Source organism: Nonomuraea sp. NPDC001636 (assembly GCF_040298265.1).
In the GTDB taxonomy this organism is placed as follows: domain Bacteria; phylum Actinomycetota; class Actinomycetes; order Streptosporangiales; family Streptosporangiaceae; genus Nonomuraea.
In genome coordinates, this window is record NZ_JBEOZT010000005.1 from 71,025 (window position 1) to 87,045 (window position 16,021).

Sequence of the window (16,021 nt, forward strand, 5' to 3'; positions counted from 1 at the left end):
TGGGCCCGGGCGGGGAGTGGCGGATCCTGGGCTCCCCGGAAGAGGCCCCGGCCTGCCCGGAAGAGTCCCTGGCCTGCTCGGAGGAGGCCCTGGGCTGCCCGGGAGAGGTTCCGGGCTCCTCGGGAGAGGGGGGTTCCGCGGCGTCCTCAGGACGCGGGTCGTCGTCCGGCGGTCGCCGTGGCGGATCGCTGGGGCCGGAGGCCACGCGCCGCACCTCCTAGTCGAACTCGTCGTACAGGTGGAACCCGTCGAATCGGACCTGGTCAACCGGGTTGCGCGGGGAAACGGTGAGCGAACGGGCCGTTTCTTTACGGACCGTTCCACAAATCCCGTCCCACCTTATGCGCCTATTTCTACCCCGTCCCCACCAAAACGATCACCTCCGTGACGCCCTCGCCTGTCCCACAGGAACCAGACCAGCATGCCTGAGCCGGATTGGCGAGACCTCTCTAGCGAGATTTCCCGCACCACTCGCCTGATTTATCCAGAAATGGCACTAACTGCCCGCTTTTTGGATATATAGAACACACCAATCGCATACACCGCGAGCTGCACCACCGTTCCCGACAACGCCTGCCACGGGATGGGCGTCTTGCCCTGGTCCAGTGCGTCCTCCAGGCTGCCCGAGGCCGCGCTGAGCCCGAAGGCCAGCATGTTGTTCATCACGTGCAGCGCGATCGGCGCCTCCAGCCCCCCGGTCCGTACGGCCAGCCAGCCCATGACCGCGCCGAAGGCGAACACGTCGAGCAGCCCCACCCACGAGTAGCCGTGCAGCGACGCGAACAGCAGGGACCCGATGAGGATCGCCCACACCGGATTGCGCACGTGCACGCCGACCGCCTGGACGAACCAGCCGCGGAAGATGTACTCCTCGGTCGCCGCCTGGAACGGCACCAGCAGCACGATCACCACGAGGGCGGGCAGGAACCGTCCCCAGCCGACCCAGCCGAACAGGTCGGAGTATTCCTCCCCCGACAACGACAGGGCCATGACCTGCGCGATCTGGCCCAGCACCAGCGCCAGCACGGCCAGGCCGAGACAGCGCAGCAACCACGACCAGCGCAGCCGTCCGGCGACCGACGACAGCGTGCCGGGCCTGCGGCGCTGGACGAGCGCGGCGGTGCCGAAGACGAGCGGCAGCACGGCCGCGATCGACAGCAGCACCATGACCAGCCCGAACACCGGATCACCGAAGATCTGCCCGGGGTCGGTCGGCGCGGGCAGGCCGAGGATCAGCTCGGCGGCCTTGCCCACCAGCAGCACGCCGGTGCCGACGACGAAGAACCCGACGCCCACGAGGATCGTGCCGACGACGGCCCGCCACGGCTCGTTCGCCGCAGTGCGGGCGAGATGGTCGTAACGCGCCCCCCGCGGCGTCGGCAGGAACCAGGACCGCGGCTGCGGCACGGGCGGCGGCCCATAAGGATAGACGGGCGGCCCAGGCGGCTGACTGCCATATGGCGGATTCGGTCCAGGGTTCTCCTGCATCCATACATTCTGTCTGCCGGGTGAGCATTAGTTCACAGACGACCCGCCCCTTTGGGCGGATGCTCAGAGTCGTACGGCATTTCGCCCTTCCGACTTCGGGAGCAGTCCATGTCAAGGCTGGGACCATTCATCACCCTGACGGCGGGCGCGGTCCTGGCCGCGGGGCTGGGCGTCGCCAGCGTCACCGCGGCACCGGCGGCCGACACCGCGCCCCCCACCGACACGGCGGCGGCGGGATCCCCCACCGAGGCCGCCGCCGCGCCGCCGCCATCCGTGTCATCGTCCGCGTCGCCGTCCGCGTCGCCCGCGCCCACCGAGGCCGCGAAGATCCCCAAGGCCGACTACGGCGGGTACGTCAAGGGCAACGGCGGCCTGATAGCGATCTCCGTCCGCGACGGCAAGGCCGTCGGCTACTTCTGCGACGGCAGGTCCGAAGCCTGGTTCAAGGGCGGCGAGGCCGGCGGGAAGGCCGTGCTGAAGGGTCCGGGCACGGCCCGGCTGACCGCCACGCTCGGCGGCGGACGCGCCAGGGGCAGCCTGACCGTCGGCGGCGGGAGGTGGACGTTCACCGCGCCCGCCGTGGTCCGGCCGTCCGGGCTGTATCGGGCGACCGCGCAGGTCAGAGGCGCGAGGCTGCGAGCGGGCTGGATCCGCGTCCCGCGCCCCGGCGGCGGCTACGACCAGGTCGGCGCCGCGTTCCTGGGCCAGGACCAGGTGCAGATCCCCCGGCTGGACGCCGGACGGCCCACCACCCCCGTGACCGTCGCCGGCACCACGGTCCTTCCGCAGGACGTGGACGGCTTCATCGAGGAGATGCAATGACCGCCGTCCACCGGCCCGCGCACCGGCCCCCGCACCGCACGGCCGCCGTGCTCCTGCTCCCGCTGCTGGCCGGCGGCCTGGTGGCGCTGGGCCTCGGCGTGTACGGCCGGGCGCACACGCCCACGGGGTTCGCGATCGGCCCGGCCGGGTTCTCCGGCGCCCTGCCGATGAAGGCGTGGCTGACGACCGGGGCGTTCGCGTTGGCGATCGTCCAGGTGGTCTCGGCGCTGTCGATGTGGGGAAGGCTGGGAATCGAGCTGCCGGACGGCGTCCACCGCTGGTCGGGGCGGCTGGCGTTCCTCCTCACGATCCCCGTCGCCTTCCACTGCCTGTACGCCCTGGGCCTGCAGTTCGACGTGCCGCGCGTGCTGGCCCACTCGCTGCTCGGCTGCTTCTTCTACGGCGTGTTCACGGCGAAGATGCTGGCGCTGCCCAGGCGCGACGCGCCGGGCTGGACGCTGCCGCTGCTCGGCGGGCTGGCGTTCACGGCTCTGGTGGGGCTCTGGCTGACCTCGTCGTTGTGGTTCTTCACCGTGGTGGGCGTCAAGGTGTGAACGACTTCGTCCTCGCCAGACCGGCCGCCCTGCCCTTGGCGGCCACGACGAGCGCCATCTTGCGGGACGCCTCGTCGATCATCTCGTCGCCCAGCATGACCGCGCCGCGCCGCTCCACGGTGGTGTAGTGCTCGTACGCCTCCAGGATCAGCTCGGCGTGGTCGTAGTCGTCCTGGCTCGGCGAGAACACCTCGTTGGCCGCCTCCACCTGCAGGGGGTGCAGCACCCACTTGCCGTCGAAGCCGAGCGCGGCGGCCCGGCGGGCGATCCGGCGGTAGCCCTCGACGTCCTTGATCTGCAGGTAGGGGCCGTCGATCACCTGGAGGTCGTGCATCCTGGCGGCCATCAGCAGGCGCATGAGGATGTAGTGGTAGGCGTCGCCCTCCTCGTAGCCGGGCGGCTGCTCGCCGACCACGAGGGTGCGCATGTTGATCGAGGCCATGAAGTCGGCCGGCCCGAACACCAGGGCCTCCAGCCTCCTGGACGACCCGGCGATGGCGTCGACGTTGACCAGGCCGCGGGCGTTCTCGATCTGGGCCTCGATGCCGATGCGGCCCACCTCGTAGCCCATCGACCGCTCGATCTGGGTCAGCAGCGTGTCGAGCCAGACGACCTCGGTCGGGTCCTGGACCTTGGGCAGGATCAGGCAGTCGAGGAACTCCCCGGCGCCCTCCACGACCTCGATCACGTCCCGGTACGTCCACATCGTGGTCAGGTCGTTGACCCTGACCGCGCGGGTCCTGCCGGTCCAGTCGCCCTCGCGCAGCGCGGTCACGACGTTCTTGCGGGCCTCGTCCTTGGCCAGCGGCGCGACGGAGTCCTCAAGGTCGAGGAAGACCTCGTCGGCGGGCAGGGTCTGGGCCTTCTCCAGGAAGCGGGGGTTGCTGCCCGGCACGGAGAGCACGGAACGACGTGAGCGCATGCGCCCACGCTAACGGCTGCCGGGCCGCCCGCGGCAGGCGTCCCCCGTCTATGGGCACGATCAGCTGTTCCAGTAGCGCTGCTCGCGCCAGGGGTCGCCGTAGTTGTGGTACCCGGCCCGTTCCCAGAAGCCGGGCCGGTCACGGTCGAGCAGGCGCAGGCCCTTGACCCATTTGGCGGACTTCCACAGGTACAGGTGCGGGACCAGCAGCCGGGCCGGGCCGCCGTGCTCGGCGGGCAGCGGGTCGCCGTCGAAGGTGTGGACGATCCACGCCTTGCCGCCGCGCAGGTCGGCCAGCGGCAGGTTGGTCGTGTAGCCGCCGTGGCAGTACGCCTCCGCGAACTCCGCCCGCGTGTCCACGTCGTCGAGCAGGACGTCGATCGACACGCCCTGCCAGTCGGTGTCGAACTTCGACCAGCCGGTGACGCAGTGGAGGTCGGTGTGCGGGGCGCTCTGGGGCAGGTCGAGCAGCTCGTCCCAGGTCCAGACGCGTTCCCGGCCGGCCTCGGTGACCAGGGTGAACGTCCAGCCGGCGGTGTCCACCCGGGGCGTCGGGCCCGCGGACAGGACGGGGAAGCCGGGCGTGAGGTACTGGCCGGGCGGCAGGCGGTCGTCGTGCCCGCCGCGTCCCTTGAAGCCCTTCGAGACGACGGCCACGGTCAGCCACCTCCCTGCACGGGCGTCTCCAGCAGGCCCAGGCCCGGCATCGCGGCCATCATCCGGCCCGGCGCCTCGACGAGGGTCATGAGCACGTTGTCGCAGTTCGGGCAGCGCAGCACGGTGCCGGGGGCGGGGCCGTACACGGTGGCCTCCCCCAGCGGGCCGTTCATGCCGCATTGCGCGCAGACGCCCTGGGCGGCCGTCATGTCCCGGCCGAAGAACTGGGCCAGCGGGCCTGCCGCGGCGTTGCCGTCCACGGGTTGTTGCATGGTGTCTCTCCTAGCCGTACCGCTCGGTGCGGATGTCGGTGGGCGGGTAGCCCAGGGCGGTGAGGATCGCGGCGACGTGCTCGACGAACGCGGTCGGGCCGCAGACGTAGGCCAGCGGCTCGTGGGCGGGCGGCCAGGCCAGCCGGACCAGTTGCGAGCGGTCCACCCGGCCCACGGGCTCGGGCCAGTCGGTGGGGGCCGAGCGGGTGTAGACGAAGGTCACCTCGGCGCCGGCGGACTCCAGCTCGTCGCGGTAGATCACCTGGCCGGGGTCGCGCACGGAGTAGACGAGCCGGACCGGGGTGCCGTCGCCCAGCCGGGCGCGGTGGCGCAGCATCGAGCGCAGCGGCACCACGCCGGACCCGCCCGCGACCAGCAGCAGCGGCCGCCGCTCCGGCATGGGCTCCCACACGAAGTAGCCGCCGATCGGGCCGCGCACCTCCACCTGGTCGCCGGCCTCGGCCACCTCCACCAGGTACGGCGACACCTCGCCGCCCGCCACCCTGACCACGGTGATCGAGGGCCGCTCGCCGGGCGCGCCGGCCAGCGAGTACGCCCGGGTCGCCTGGTAGCCGTCGTCGGCTGTCAGCCGCACGTCCACGTGCTGACCGGCGCGGTGTCCCGGCCAGCCGGGCACGTCGAGCAGCAACGTGCGCGTCTGGTCGGTCTCCGGGACGACCTCGGCGATCGTGGCCGGCTGCCAGGTCAGTCGTCGTAGTACCGCTGTTCCCGCCATGGGTCCCCGAAGTTGTGATAGCCGGACCGTTCCCAGAAGCCTGGGCGGTCCTCGTCCATGAGCCACAGCTCGTGGATCCACTTGGCGCTCTTCCACAGGTAGTGGGCGGGCACCAGCATCCGCACCGGGCCGCCGTGCTCGGGCGGGATCGGCGCGCCCTCGTAGGCGTAGACCAGCCACGCCTTGCCGTCCACGATCTCCTCGACCGGCAGGTTGGTGGCGTAGCCGCCGTAGCTGACGGCCAGGGCGTACCCGGCCGCCCGGTCGGCGCCGGTCAGCAGCCGGTCGAGGGACACGCCCGTCCAGGTGGTGTCGAGCTTGCTCCAGTGGGTGACGCAGTGGATGTCCACGGTGATCTGCTCGGCGGGCAGCGACAGCAGGTCCGTCCACGTCCAGGTGGGCTCGCCCGCGCCGCCCCGGACGGTGAACGACCACCGCTCGGTCCGGATGTGCTGCGTCGCCCCCGCGGTGAGCACCGGGAAGCCCTCGGCCAGGTACTGCCCCGGCGGCACCCGCCCGGCCAGCTCCGGCCGCGGCCGCCGGAAGTGTTTTCCGGCGAAGCCGCGAGAGACGATCCCCATGAATGCGGTTCTCCCCGACAGAGCACCCGGCGGACACCAGAAAAGGGCAAAGTGTTCAGCCGGTGAATCCGTGGACGCGCAGGCGGGCGATCAGGCCGTCAATGCCGCACGGCTGGTTCCAGCCGGTCGAGGAGAAGATCTCGTCCCTGCCGCCGACGGCCCGGCCGCCGGGGTCGTCGGTCACCTCGTGCAGGATCACGCCCTGCGGGGGCGTCGACCAGGCGAGCGGGCGTCCCTCGACGACCTTGCCGGTCGGCCTGGCGCGGTTCATGAACAGCAGCACCCGGGTGCCCGGGGGCACCGCGCGGGCGAAGTCGGCCACGCCGTGGACCGGCGTGCCCGCGTCGTCCACCGCCGCCCCTTGGTAGAAGGCGAGGTCCGCGACGTCCGTGGCGGCGCCCTTGAGCCGCTCGCCGACCCGGGTGCGCATGAGGACGTAATGGGTGCGGTCCCCCGGGATGCCCTCCTCGACCACGGGCCCGGCGACCCAGCCCGTCACGTGGCCGGTGACGACGGTCTCCACCTTCCCGGCGAGCGCCTCGGGCGTCGCGGACGCCGGGTAGTCGTACACGGTCTGCCGCAGGACGCGCGTGTCCAGCGGACCCGTACGGGCGGAGGACCCGCACGCGGACGGCGGCTCAGGACCGGCGGCGCCGCAGCCCGCGACGAGGAGGAGCACGAGGATGAACGACCGCATACCGGTGAAACGCGCGCGGGCCCCGAGCGGTTCGGGGGTTACAGTCTGATCGTGAGCGACGACATCGCGGCCATCGAGGAGGGCGCCAAGAAGTCCGGCATCCTCTGGCTGGCCCTCGACCGCCCGCGCCTGGCCTGGCACGCCTGGCACGACGGCGCCATCTACCTCGTGACCGGCGGCGGCGAGCAGGACCTGCCGGGGCTCGGCGCGCTCGACCGGGTGCGCGTGACGCTGCGCAGCAAGGACAACGGCGCGCGGCTGGTGGAGTTCGACGCGGCGGTCTCGGTCGTCGACCAGTCCGCGGCGGCCGACGCCGTGGCGGTGCTGGCCAAGGAGCGGCTCAACGCCCCCGACAGCGAGCACCTGACCGAGCGCTGGGCCCGCGACTCGACCGTCCTGCGCCTCACACCCGAACGCTGACGCTCAGCCGCGCCCGGCACGCGGCGGCCGGGCTCACACCTGGGCGGTGATCTCGGCCGGCCGGTCGGGGGCGGGGGCCGGTCCGCCGCCCGAGGTGGCGGTCTGGGCGAGCAGCGCGCCGCCGAGCACGATCAGCCCGCCGACGATCTGGAACACCCCCAGCGTCTCGCCGACCAGCGCCCACGCGACCACCGCGCCGCCGATGACCTCCAGCGAGGCGACCGTCGCCCCCACCGCCGCCGACAGCCGCCGCACCATGTTCATGCTGAGGATGTACGCCAGCGCGGTCGCCACCAGCACCAGCCACAGGTACGCCCCCAGCACCGGCAGCGTCGTGCCGCCCTGCGGCGCGACGGAGAGCGTGAAGGCCTCCCAGGGGATGTCCCAGGGCCGCGCGAAGGGGACGAGCACGACGGCCGAGCCGACCATGCCCCAGGCGACCAGGCCCAGCAGGTCGATGTCGGGGCCCATGCTGTCGCCCATCAGGAAGTAGCCGGCGCAGCACGCCCCGGCCAGCAGGCCGAGGAGCAGGCCGAGCGCGTCCAGCCGCATGCCCTGCCACGCCTCGACGACGATCGCCAGGCCGACGAACGCGATCACCGCGCCGACGTACGCGGCCCCGGACAGGCGTACCTTGCGGACGAGCCTGACCCAGGCCACCACCATCACCGGCGCCATGAACTCCAGCAGCAGCGCGATCCCCACCGGCAGCCGGGTGATGGCGACGAAGTAGAGCGACTGCACGCCCGCGACGGCCATCACGGTGTAGAGCCCGAGGAACGGCAGCCGGGCCCGCGGGATGCGCAGGGCCCGCGGCTTGACCACCGCCAGCACCGCGACCAGCAGCAGCCCGGCGCCCGCCATCCGGGTCCAGACGGCCTCGACGGGCGCCAGCCCGGCGGTGATGAGGTACTTGGCCATCGGCCCGGAGAACGCGAAACAACACGACGACACGAATGCCAGTGCGAGCCCCGCCAGCCTCATGGTGTACCCCTAGTGCCCAGTAATCAGCGTTAAATGCGTTTGATACTGACATGCCAGGCAACCGGGGCGCAACGGCGTCTCACTGTTAGCCTGGCCCACGTGAAGATCTTCGTGGCCCGGCTGGCGGGGACCCCCGTCTTCGACCCCACGGGCGATCAGATCGGCCGGGTCCGCGACGTGGTCGTGGGCCTGCGCATCACCGGCAACCCCCAGGTGCACGGCATGGTCGTCGAGGTGCAGCCGCGCCGCCGGGTGTTCCTCCCGATCACCCGCGTGCGCCGCATCGAGGCGGGCGCGGTCGTCTTCACCGGGCGGCTGAACATGCGCAGGTTCGAGCAGCGCGCCTCGGAGACTTTGGTCATCGGCGAGATGCTCGACCTGTCCGTACGCGTCGGCGACGAGCCCATGACCGTATACGACGTCGCCATGGAGGAGACCCTGCCGTCCCGGTGGGAGATCACCATGGTCGCGCTCTTCAAGGGCCGCCGGCGCGAGCCCAGGACGGTCGACTGGACCGAGGTGTCCGGCTTCGACACCCTGCAGAAGGACCAGGGCGCGGCCGGGCTGATCGCCGCGTTCGAGTCGCTGCGCGCGGCCGACATGGCCAGTGCCCTGCACGAGCTGCCCAGCAAGCGGCGCATCGAGATCGCCCGCCAGCTCGCCGACGACCGCCTGGCCGACGTGCTGGAGGAGCTGCCGCCCGACGACCAGATCGGCATCCTCGGCACCCTCGAACCCGAACGGGCCGCCGACGTCCTGGAGGAGATGGGCCCCGACGACGCCGCCGACCTGCTGCACGACCTGCCCGAGGACCAGGCGGCCAGGCTGCTGGCGCTCATGGAGCCCGGCGAGGCGGCCCCGGTGCGGCGGCTGCTGACCTACGCCGACGACACCGCGGGCGGCGTGATGACCAGCGAGCCGGTCGTCCTGCCGCCCAACGCGACGGTGGCCGAGGCGCTGGCCCACATCCGCCAGCAGGACCTGCCGCCCGCCGTCGCCGCCCAGGTCTACGTGACCAGGCCGCCCACCGAGACGCCGACCGGCACGTACCTGGGGGTCTCGCACTTCCAGCGGCTGCTGCGCGAGCCGCCCTCGACGCTGCTCGGCCGCGTGCTCGACCCCTCGCTCGACCCGATCAGGCCCGACTTCACCCTGCGCCAGGTCCACGCCTTCCTGGCCAACTACAACCTGGTCGCCGCCCCGGTCGTGGACGAGCTGGGCAGACTGGTAGGCGCGGTGACCGTCGACGACGTCCTCGACCACCTGCTTCCCGACGACTGGCGCGAGGGGGACCACCGTGACCACTGACCGGCTCGACCAGCCTCGGGCGCTGCGCCGATCGCTGCGCCCGCACTACGACCCCGAGGCGTTCGGCCGCCTGTCCGAGCAGATCGCCCGTTTCCTCGGCACGGCCCGGTTCATCGTCTACATGACGGTGTTCGTGGCGATCTGGGTGATCTGGAACGTCGCCGCTCCCCCGTCGCTCAAGTGGGACCCGTACCCGTTCATCTTCCTCACGCTGATGTTGTCGCTCCAGGCCAGCTACGCCGCGCCGCTCATCCTGCTCGCCCAGAACCGCCAGGACGACCGCGACCGCATCCAGTACGAGCAGGACCGCGAGGCCGCCGACCGCAACCAGGCCGAGATCGAGTACCTCACCCGCGAGATCGCCGGGCTGCGCCTGGCCCTCAACGAGGTCGCCACCCGCGACTACCTGCGCGCCGAGCTCGGCCGGCTGCTGGAGGAGCTCAACAAGCGGCAGTGACGTCGAGCCTGGCCAGCAGCGCCCGCACCTCGCCGAGGTCGCCCGCGCCCAGCAGGTCGAGGAACTGGTCCTTGACCCCGCGCAGGTAGGTGGGCGTGGCCTCGGCCAGCCGCGCGGCGCCCGGCTCGGTCAGCACCGCGAACAGCCCGCGGGCGTCGTCGGAGCACGCCTCCCGCCCGACCAGCCCGTGGCGCTGCAACCGGTCGATCAGCCTGGTCAGCCCGCTGCGCGAGAGCAGCACGCGGTCGGCCAGGTCGTTCATGCGCAGCCGCCGCCCCGGCGCCTCGGCGAGCTGCGCCAGCACCTCGTACGAGGCCAGCGGCAGATCGTGGGCCACCAGCAGCTCGGCCTCCAGGCGGCGGGCGATGCGCACCTGGGCCCGCTGCAACATCCGCCAGACCGCCAGTTCCTCGGCGGTGAGCCCCTCGTCGCGCAGCAGAGTCACGCAGTAACCTTAGACGTTGTTGCACAGACACCTAACAGCGCGGATTAACTGAGCGGCGCCCCTGGTTCATACCATGGAGGGGCATTTCTCACTGGCTTCAGCGCCTGTCACACATAGACCGACTAAGGAGGGACGGCACTCCCTCGTGCCGAGACTTCGATGGCACCAACCCAGGAACAGGTGACGGCCGCCCTCGCCACCGTCATCGACCCCGAGATCCGTCGCCCGATCACGGACCTCGACATGGTCAAGAACATCGAGATCGCCCCCGACGGCGCGGTCCGGGTGGGCGTCTACCTCACCGTGTCAGGCTGTCCGATGAAGGACACCATCACCCGCGACGTGAAGACGGCGGTCGGCAAGGTCGGCGGCGTGACGGACGTCCAGATCGAGCTCGACGTCATGAGCGCCGAGCAGCGCAAGGTCCTGCAGACCAAGCTGCGGGGCGACCGGGGCCCGGAGAAGGAGATCCCGTTCAACCAGCCCGGCTCGCTGACCCGCGTCTTCGCCGTCGCGAGCGGCAAGGGCGGCGTGGGCAAGTCGTCGGTCACGGTCAACCTGGCCGCCGCGATGGCGTCCAATGGCCTCAAGGTCGGCATCGTCGACGCCGACATCTACGGTCACAGCATTCCTCGCATGCTGGGCGCCGCCGAGCGTCCCACCAAGGTCGAGGACATGATCATGCCGCCGTCGGCGCACGACATCAAGGTCATCTCCGTCGGCATGTTCAAGCCCGAGGGCAACTCGCCGGTCGTGTGGCGCGGCCCGATGCTCGACCGGGCGCTCCACCAGTTCCTGGCCGACGTCTACTGGGGCGACCTCGACGTTCTGCTGCTCGACCTGCCGCCGGGCACCGGCGACATCGCCATCTCGGTGGCGCAGCGGCTCCCGTCGGCGGAGATCCTGGTCGTGACCACGCCCCAGCAGGCCGCCGCCGAGGTGGCCGAGCGGGCCGGCTCGATCGCCGCCCAGACCCACCAGCAGATCGCCGGCGTCATCGAGAACATGTCCTGGCTGCCCTGCCCCCACTGCGACGAGCGCGTGGCCGTGTTCGGCGAGGGCGGCGGCCAGACCGTCGCCGACGCCCTGACCCGCACGCTGGGCGCCCGCGTCCCGCTGCTCGGCCAGGTGCCGATCGACCTGCGCCTGCGCGAGGGCGGCGACGAGGGCAAGCCGCTGGTGCTGACCGACCCCGACTCGCCCGCCGCCGCGGAGCTGCGGAAGATCGCCGCCGGTCTGAGCAAGCGCGCCTCCAGCATCAAGGGCATGCAGCTCGGCCTCTCGCCCAACCGTTCCTGACCCGCTCACGCGAAGACGGGCCCGCCCAGCCGAAGCTGGGCGGGCCCGTCGCGCGTCTGCAGGGTGTGTCAGGTGGCCTCGGAGTCGTAGGGGGGCAGCTCGCCATAGGCGAGCTCCGAGGGCGGCTCAGCGGCGTCGTAGGACGCGACGGCGGCCGGCTCCAGATCCTTGGGACGGCCGTTCCAGTCGTCCTCCAGATCGTCGAGGAGGTGCTTGCGGACGAAGTTCTTCGGGTTGAGGTCGGCGGGGTCGAAGTTCTGGAACTCCGGCCCGAGGCCCGCCCGCAGGTCGTCGCGCGCGTTGTTGGCCATGCGCCGCAGGTTGCGCAGTGTCTTGCCCGCCTGCGAGGCGGCCTGCGGCAACTTGTCAGGACCGAAGACCAGGAGCGCGATGACGATCAGCGCTCCGACCTCCATCCACCCGAGTCCGAACACCGTACGCTCCTACCCGCAGTCCACAATCCTCTCCACAGACTAAAGGCTCCAGCCCGTGGCTGAACCGTCCCCCATGGGTCATATCACTCAGGACGGGGTGGGAGCCGGCTGATCGTCGGCGACGACGGTGAGGGTGGCGGTGCGTTCCGCTCCGGCGCGCTGGTACTTGATGGTGATCTTGGCGCCCGGCGCCTTGCTGCGGATCAGGGCGATCAGCTCGTTGCCGTCCTGCAGCGCCAGCCCGTCGACCTCCAGGATGACGTCGCCCGCCTTCAGCCCGGCCTTGTCGGCGGGGCCGTTGGCGTCGACCGGCTGGCGGCCCTCGGCGGGCTCGGAGGCGATGCGCACGCCCTGGCCCTTGTAGTCCTTGTCCAGCACGATGCCGATCTTGGGACGCTTGGCCTTGCCCGTGGTGATCAGCTCCTCGGCCACCCGCCGCGTCTGGTTCACCGGGATCGCGAAGCCCAGGCCGATGCTGCCGCTCTGGCTGTTCACCGAACGGCTGAGCGTGGCGATGGCCGAGTTCACCCCGACCACCTCGCCCCGGCCGTTGACCAGCGGGCCGCCGGAGTTGCCGGGGTTGATGGCGGCGTCGGTCTGGATGGCGCTGATGTAGGCGGGCTCCTCGGTGGCGGCGCCCGTCTCGTCGCCGGCGATGACCGGACGGTTGAGCGAGCTGACGATGCCCGTGGTGACCGTGCCGCTGAGGCCGAGCGGCGAGCCGATGGCGATCACCGGGTCGCCCACCACGACCTGGTCGGAGTTGCCGAGGGTGATCTCCGGCGTGCCGAAGGTCTCCTCGGGCTTGACCACGGCCAGGTCGGAGCCCGGGTCGCGGCCGACGATGCGGCCCGCGGTGGTCTTGCGGTTGTTGAACATGATCTTGATCTCGCCGCCCTTGGCGGCCATGGCGACCACGTGGTTGTTGGTCACCACGTAGCCGTTCTTGATCAGGAATCCGGAGCCGGACGCGCCCTCGGTGTTGGTGCCGTTGCCGACCTCCAGCGAGACCACGCTGGGCAGGACCCGCGCGGCCACGCCGGCCACGGAGTCGGGCGCCCTGTTGGTCGCGCCCGTCGGGGCCGGGCCGAGGCTGTAGGACGGGTCGGTGCCGCTGCTGCCCGACCTGGTTAGCAGGTACGTGCCGAGGCTGCCGAGCACGGAGGCCACCAGCGCGATGGCCACGGCGATCGCGATCAGCGCGCCGACGCCGAGCCCGCGCCTGGGCAGCGCGCCCGCGCCGGGCCCGCCCTGGGGCGGCGGCGCCCACCCCGGGCCCATGCCCAGGGCCTGCCGCGGCGGCGGCGGGTGGTTGCCGCCGTACGCGCCCATGAAGGGCGGCGGCTGCATGGGCCGCGGCCCAGTGTCCGCCGGCCCGAAGGACGGGGTGTCGTAGGCCCGCGTGCCGCCAGGGCTCTCGAACGGGCTCTCGAACCCCCGCGGCCCGGCGGGGCTCTCGAACGACGGGCCCTCGTACACCCGCGTGCCCCCGTCCTGCGGCGGCACGCCGTCGGCACGGCCCGGCGGCTCGTACGGCGACGCCGGGCTCTCGGAACGGCCCGGCGGTTCGTACGGCGACACGCCCGGACCGTCGGAGCGGCCCGGCGGGTCGTACGGTGACACGCCCGGACCGTCGGAGCGGCCCGACGGGTCGCCCCAGGACGCGCCGAAGGAGGCGGGCGGGTCGGACCGGCGGTCCGCCTGCTCGCCCGGCTCGTCGGCGGGCAGGAACTCCGGCCGCCCCTGTGGCTCGGGGAAGTCCGACGTCGTGCGTCCTTCGCCCGGGCGCGTCTCGTCGGTCATCTACGTCTCACCACTCCTTGCTCGGCCACCGCAATCTTTGCTCTGGCGGCATACGAGGGTCATAAAAGGCTTTGTTTGCGACAAATCCCGAACCCAGATCGTATGCCCCTGGCATCGTCGACTACGCCACCCGAGTATCCCAGGCGAGCCCCCGGTTCAGGGCGTGGCGGTGGGCGGCGCGCTGGTGGCCGGTGAGTGCTGGACCCGCCAGAGCTCGACCGGCGGCGGCGAGGTCTGGGGCCCGGTGCCCGAGACCGCGAAGAAGGTGCCGAGTGCGACCGCGGCGGACACCACGCCCACCGCGACGTAGGCCCCGCGTCGCCTACCGCCCCGCCCAGGGCCCGAGGCCCCAGCGGTGGCGTCCCTGCGCGGGCGGTTGTCCAGGGGCGCGATGCTGTGGGGCCCAGGAATGGGCACCCCCCCGAACGTACGGGTAGGGAAAGGGCGCTCCCTCGGCGGCAGCGGCCCACCCGGCTCCGCCATGCGCAGCAGCGACATGGTCAGATCGGCCGGCATCGCCGGGCCGTCGAGCGAGCGCAGGCGCGACTTCAGCGCCCGCATCGACTCGACCTCCCGCCGGCAGTCAGCACAGAAGGTCAGGTGGGCGAGCGCGCGATCGCGCTCGGTGTGGTTCAGCTCTCCGTCGACGAGCGCCGAAACGCGTTCTCCTAGATGAGCCATATCAGACTTCCTCCCCACTGATCACGGTCGGGGGGAGTTGGGTAGTACGGGGGGCCCGATGGTCGAGCGCCTCCCGCAACTGCGCCCGGCCACGGTGAATACGGCTTCGGACCGTCCCCAGCTTGACGCCGAGCGTGGCCGCGATCTCCTCGTAGGACAGGCCCTCGATGTCACACAGCACGATCGCGGCCCGGAACTCGGGGGCGAGCGCGTCGAGGGCGGCTTGGATGTCGGGCTCCAGGTGGGCGTCGTCGAACGCCTGCGCCGGCGACGGCTCACGGCCGCGCAGCCGCTCGGCGGCGTCGTCGGCCAGCCCCTCGAACCGGATGCGCTGCTTGCGCCGCGCCATGTCGAGGAACAGGTTCGTCGTGATCCGGTGCAGCCAGCCCTCGAACGTGCCGGGGGTGTAGCTCGACAGCGACCTGAAGACCCTGACGAAGACCTCCTGCGTGAGGTCCTCGGCATCGTGGACATTGCCGGTAAGCCGGTACGCCAGCCGGTACACGCGTGCGGAGTGAGTCCGCACCACTTCCTCCCATGTGGGAGGCGTCCAATCAGACGACACGGGAGTATCCGCCTGGTGGTCGCTTTCGTCCACCAGCACTCCTCTCTCTGGGACCACCGCTACCGTCATAGTGCCTGGTTTCGTCCCTTCGTGCGCACTGCCTGCCTTCCGGACCGGCAAAGCCCGTTTAAACCTGCAACGCCTTCGGACCGTCCTGAGTTCCCGTGCAGGCGTGACTCCCCTAGGCTGCGATCGGTGACCAATCGCACGAAAGTGGGGGGAGGAGGCCGATGACCAGTCCGGTGGAGGCCACTCTGGCCTATGCGGAGCAGTTCCATCACGAGGATGAGATCCTGCACGCGGCGCGTCAGCGCGGGCTGGAGATGGGTGCGGTGCCCATCCTTCCCGGGGGCGGGGCCGCGCTCTGCTTCCTCGCCACCGTCGTCAACGCCAAGTCGGTCGTCGAGATCGGCACCGGCTGCGGCGTCTCGGGGTTGTGGCTGCTGCGCGGCATGCGCGGCGACGGCACGCTGACCAGCGTCGACGTCGAGCCCGAGCACCAGCGGCTGGCCCGGCAGGCGTTCGCGGAGGCGGGCTTCTCCGGCGGGCGGGTGCGGCTGATCTCGGGCCGCGCGCTCGACGTGCTGCCCCGGCTCTCCGACGGCGGCTACGACATGGTCTTCGCCGACGGCGCCAAGCAGGAGTACGTCGACTACCTGGCCGAGGCGGTGCGCCTGCTGCGCGTCGGCGGCGTGGTGGCCTTCGACAACGCCCTGTGGCACGACCGGGTGGCCGACCTCGCGCAGCGCGACCCCGACACGGTCTCGCTGCGCGAGCTGGGCAAGCTGGTGCAGGGCGACGACCGGCTGCGGTCGGTGCTCATGCCCCTGGGCGACGGCCTGCTGGCCGCCGTGAAGATCGCCGACTAGGCCGACTAGCCCGTCGATCTCGGGCCG

General features: G+C 71.7%; 20 protein-coding genes. 7 read left to right on the forward strand and 13 right to left on the reverse strand.

Features of this window, described 5'->3' with window-relative positions; all coding sequences use genetic code 11:
* Nucleotides 1-480: 480 nt before the first annotated feature.
* A complete protein-coding gene (locus ABT158_RS12445; RefSeq protein WP_352352858.1) occupies nt 481-1,407 on the reverse strand; it encodes a CPBP family intramembrane glutamic endopeptidase in 927 nt (308 codons plus the stop codon).
* 189 nt (nt 1,408-1,596) lie between these two features.
* Here ABT158_RS12445 and ABT158_RS12450 point away from each other — a divergent pair, with 189 nt between their 5' ends.
* Nucleotides 1,597-2,310: a hypothetical protein gene (locus ABT158_RS12450; RefSeq protein WP_352352859.1), complete on the forward strand. Its 714-nt coding sequence runs from the start codon at nt 1,597-1,599 to the stop codon at nt 2,308-2,310.
* Nucleotides 2,307-2,864, forward strand: coding sequence for a DUF6529 family protein (locus tag ABT158_RS12455; RefSeq protein WP_352352860.1), 558 nt, complete (start codon nt 2,307-2,309; stop codon nt 2,862-2,864). Before ABT158_RS12450 ends, ABT158_RS12455 begins: the two co-directional genes overlap by 4 nt.
* Here the strand turns inward: ABT158_RS12455 and ABT158_RS12460 are convergent.
* Genes ABT158_RS12460 through ABT158_RS12485 form a run of 6 tightly spaced genes read right to left on the reverse strand, consistent with a single transcriptional unit; the run spans nt 2,854 to nt 6,729 of the window.
* Entirely contained in the window at nt 2,854-3,786 is a 933-nt protein-coding gene (locus tag ABT158_RS12460; RefSeq protein WP_352352861.1) for an HpcH/HpaI aldolase/citrate lyase family protein, read from the reverse strand. The two genes, ABT158_RS12455 and ABT158_RS12460, sit on opposite strands and share 11 nt — an antisense overlap.
* A 60-nt stretch (nt 3,787-3,846) precedes the next feature.
* Nucleotides 3,847-4,443 carry a sulfite oxidase-like oxidoreductase gene (locus ABT158_RS12465; protein WP_352352862.1) on the reverse strand — a complete coding sequence of 199 codons (597 nt, stop codon included), beginning with the start codon at nt 4,441-4,443 and terminating at the stop codon, nt 3,847-3,849.
* A gap of 2 nt (nt 4,444-4,445) precedes the next feature.
* Entirely contained in the window at nt 4,446-4,715 is a 270-nt protein-coding gene (locus ABT158_RS12470; protein ID WP_352319227.1) for a DUF6510 family protein, read from the reverse strand.
* 10 nt (nt 4,716-4,725) lie between these two features.
* A complete protein-coding gene (locus ABT158_RS12475) occupies nt 4,726-5,451 on the reverse strand; it encodes a ferredoxin reductase (RefSeq protein ID WP_352352863.1) in 726 nt (241 codons plus the stop codon).
* Nucleotides 5,421-6,032 (reverse strand): molybdopterin-dependent oxidoreductase, encoded by a 612-nt coding sequence (locus tag ABT158_RS12480; RefSeq protein ID WP_352319223.1) that lies wholly within the window; start codon nt 6,030-6,032, stop codon nt 5,421-5,423. The genes ABT158_RS12475 and ABT158_RS12480 overlap by 31 nt, the downstream gene beginning before the upstream one ends.
* Nucleotides 6,033-6,087: 55 nt before the next feature.
* Nucleotides 6,088-6,729, reverse strand: coding sequence for a hypothetical protein (locus ABT158_RS12485; RefSeq protein ID WP_352352864.1), 642 nt, complete (start codon nt 6,727-6,729; stop codon nt 6,088-6,090).
* A gap of 51 nt (nt 6,730-6,780) precedes the next feature.
* Between ABT158_RS12485 and ABT158_RS12490 the strand changes: the two genes are divergently transcribed.
* Complete coding sequence (locus ABT158_RS12490; protein ID WP_352352865.1) at nt 6,781-7,149, forward strand: hypothetical protein; 369 nt, start codon at nt 6,781-6,783, stop codon at nt 7,147-7,149.
* A gap of 33 nt (nt 7,150-7,182) precedes the next feature.
* On the opposite strand, the gene ABT158_RS12495 is transcribed toward ABT158_RS12490, so the two are convergent.
* Complete coding sequence (locus ABT158_RS12495; RefSeq protein ID WP_352352866.1) at nt 7,183-8,133, reverse strand: EamA family transporter; 951 nt, start codon at nt 8,131-8,133, stop codon at nt 7,183-7,185.
* 99 nt (nt 8,134-8,232) lie between these two features.
* On the opposite strand from ABT158_RS12495, the gene ABT158_RS12500 reads away from it, so the two are divergent.
* Both ABT158_RS12500 and ABT158_RS12505 read left to right on the forward strand, forming a co-directional pair.
* Nucleotides 8,233-9,441, forward strand: coding sequence for a magnesium transporter MgtE N-terminal domain-containing protein (locus ABT158_RS12500; RefSeq protein ID WP_502911517.1), 1,209 nt, complete (start codon nt 8,233-8,235; stop codon nt 9,439-9,441).
* Nucleotides 9,431-9,898 (forward strand): DUF1003 domain-containing protein, encoded by a 468-nt coding sequence (locus tag ABT158_RS12505; protein ID WP_352319215.1) that lies wholly within the window; start codon nt 9,431-9,433, stop codon nt 9,896-9,898. Before ABT158_RS12500 ends, ABT158_RS12505 begins: the two co-directional genes overlap by 11 nt.
* Here the strand turns inward: ABT158_RS12505 and ABT158_RS12510 are convergent.
* Complete coding sequence (locus ABT158_RS12510) at nt 9,882-10,343, reverse strand: MarR family winged helix-turn-helix transcriptional regulator (protein WP_352352867.1); 462 nt, start codon at nt 10,341-10,343, stop codon at nt 9,882-9,884. The genes ABT158_RS12505 and ABT158_RS12510 overlap by 17 nt on opposite strands.
* A gap of 159 nt (nt 10,344-10,502) precedes the next feature.
* Between ABT158_RS12510 and ABT158_RS12515 the strand changes: the two genes are divergently transcribed.
* Nucleotides 10,503-11,642: an Mrp/NBP35 family ATP-binding protein gene (locus tag ABT158_RS12515; RefSeq protein WP_352352868.1), complete on the forward strand. Its 1,140-nt coding sequence runs from the start codon at nt 10,503-10,505 to the stop codon at nt 11,640-11,642.
* 68 nt (nt 11,643-11,710) lie between these two features.
* Here the strand turns inward: ABT158_RS12515 and ABT158_RS12520 are convergent, their stop codons facing one another.
* The 4 genes from ABT158_RS12520 to sigE all read right to left on the reverse strand — a co-directional run bounded on the left by ABT158_RS12520 (nt 11,711) and on the right by sigE (nt 15,194).
* Nucleotides 11,711-12,076 (reverse strand): sec-independent translocase, encoded by a 366-nt coding sequence (locus ABT158_RS12520; RefSeq protein WP_352352869.1) that lies wholly within the window; start codon nt 12,074-12,076, stop codon nt 11,711-11,713.
* An 87-nt stretch (nt 12,077-12,163) separates the two neighbouring features.
* The gene (locus ABT158_RS12525; protein WP_352352870.1) at nt 12,164-13,879 is read right to left on the reverse strand and encodes a trypsin-like peptidase domain-containing protein; all 1,716 of its coding nucleotides are present in this window, start codon (nt 13,877-13,879) and stop codon (nt 12,164-12,166) included.
* 156 nt (nt 13,880-14,035) lie between these two features.
* Nucleotides 14,036-14,560, reverse strand: a complete 525-nt coding sequence (locus tag ABT158_RS12530) for an anti-sigma factor family protein (protein WP_352325383.1) — start codon at nt 14,558-14,560, stop codon at nt 14,036-14,038.
* A 1-nt stretch (nt 14,561) separates the two neighbouring features.
* The gene (gene sigE, locus ABT158_RS12535) at nt 14,562-15,194 is read right to left on the reverse strand and encodes an RNA polymerase sigma factor SigE (protein ID WP_352325382.1); all 633 of its coding nucleotides are present in this window, start codon (nt 15,192-15,194) and stop codon (nt 14,562-14,564) included.
* 161 nt (nt 15,195-15,355) lie between these two features.
* On the opposite strand from sigE, the gene ABT158_RS12540 reads away from it, so the two are divergent.
* Nucleotides 15,356-15,994, forward strand: a complete 639-nt coding sequence (locus ABT158_RS12540) for an O-methyltransferase (protein WP_352352871.1) — start codon at nt 15,356-15,358, stop codon at nt 15,992-15,994.
* Nucleotides 15,995-16,021: the final 27 nt, after the last annotated feature.

Coding starts and splice junctions, on each gene's coding strand:
- ABT158_RS12450 (WP_352352859.1), top strand. CDS start 1,597: ATGTCAAGGCTGGGACCATTCATCACCCTGACGGCGGGCGCGGTCCTG.
- ABT158_RS12455 (WP_352352860.1), top strand. CDS start 2,307: ATGACCGCCGTCCACCGGCCCGCGCACCGGCCCCCGCACCGCACGGCC.
- ABT158_RS12460 (WP_352352861.1), bottom strand. CDS start 3,786: ATGCGCTCACGTCGTTCCGTGCTCTCCGTGCCGGGCAGCAACCCCCGC.
- ABT158_RS12470 (WP_352319227.1), bottom strand. CDS start 4,715: ATGCAACAACCCGTGGACGGCAACGCCGCGGCAGGCCCGCTGGCCCAG.
- ABT158_RS12475 (WP_352352863.1), bottom strand. CDS start 5,451: ATGGCGGGAACAGCGGTACTACGACGACTGACCTGGCAGCCGGCCACG.
- ABT158_RS12480 (WP_352319223.1), bottom strand. CDS start 6,032: ATGGGGATCGTCTCTCGCGGCTTCGCCGGAAAACACTTCCGGCGGCCG.
- ABT158_RS12485 (WP_352352864.1), bottom strand. CDS start 6,729: ATGCGGTCGTTCATCCTCGTGCTCCTCCTCGTCGCGGGCTGCGGCGCC.
- ABT158_RS12495 (WP_352352866.1), bottom strand. CDS start 8,133: ATGAGGCTGGCGGGGCTCGCACTGGCATTCGTGTCGTCGTGTTGTTTC.
- ABT158_RS12515 (WP_352352868.1), top strand. CDS start 10,503: ATGGCACCAACCCAGGAACAGGTGACGGCCGCCCTCGCCACCGTCATC.
- ABT158_RS12525 (WP_352352870.1), bottom strand. CDS start 13,879: ATGACCGACGAGACGCGCCCGGGCGAAGGACGCACGACGTCGGACTTC.
- ABT158_RS12530 (WP_352325383.1), bottom strand. CDS start 14,560: ATGGCTCATCTAGGAGAACGCGTTTCGGCGCTCGTCGACGGAGAGCTG.
- sigE (WP_352325382.1), bottom strand. CDS start 15,194: ATGACGGTAGCGGTGGTCCCAGAGAGAGGAGTGCTGGTGGACGAAAGC.
- ABT158_RS12540 (WP_352352871.1), top strand. CDS start 15,356: ATGACCAGTCCGGTGGAGGCCACTCTGGCCTATGCGGAGCAGTTCCAT.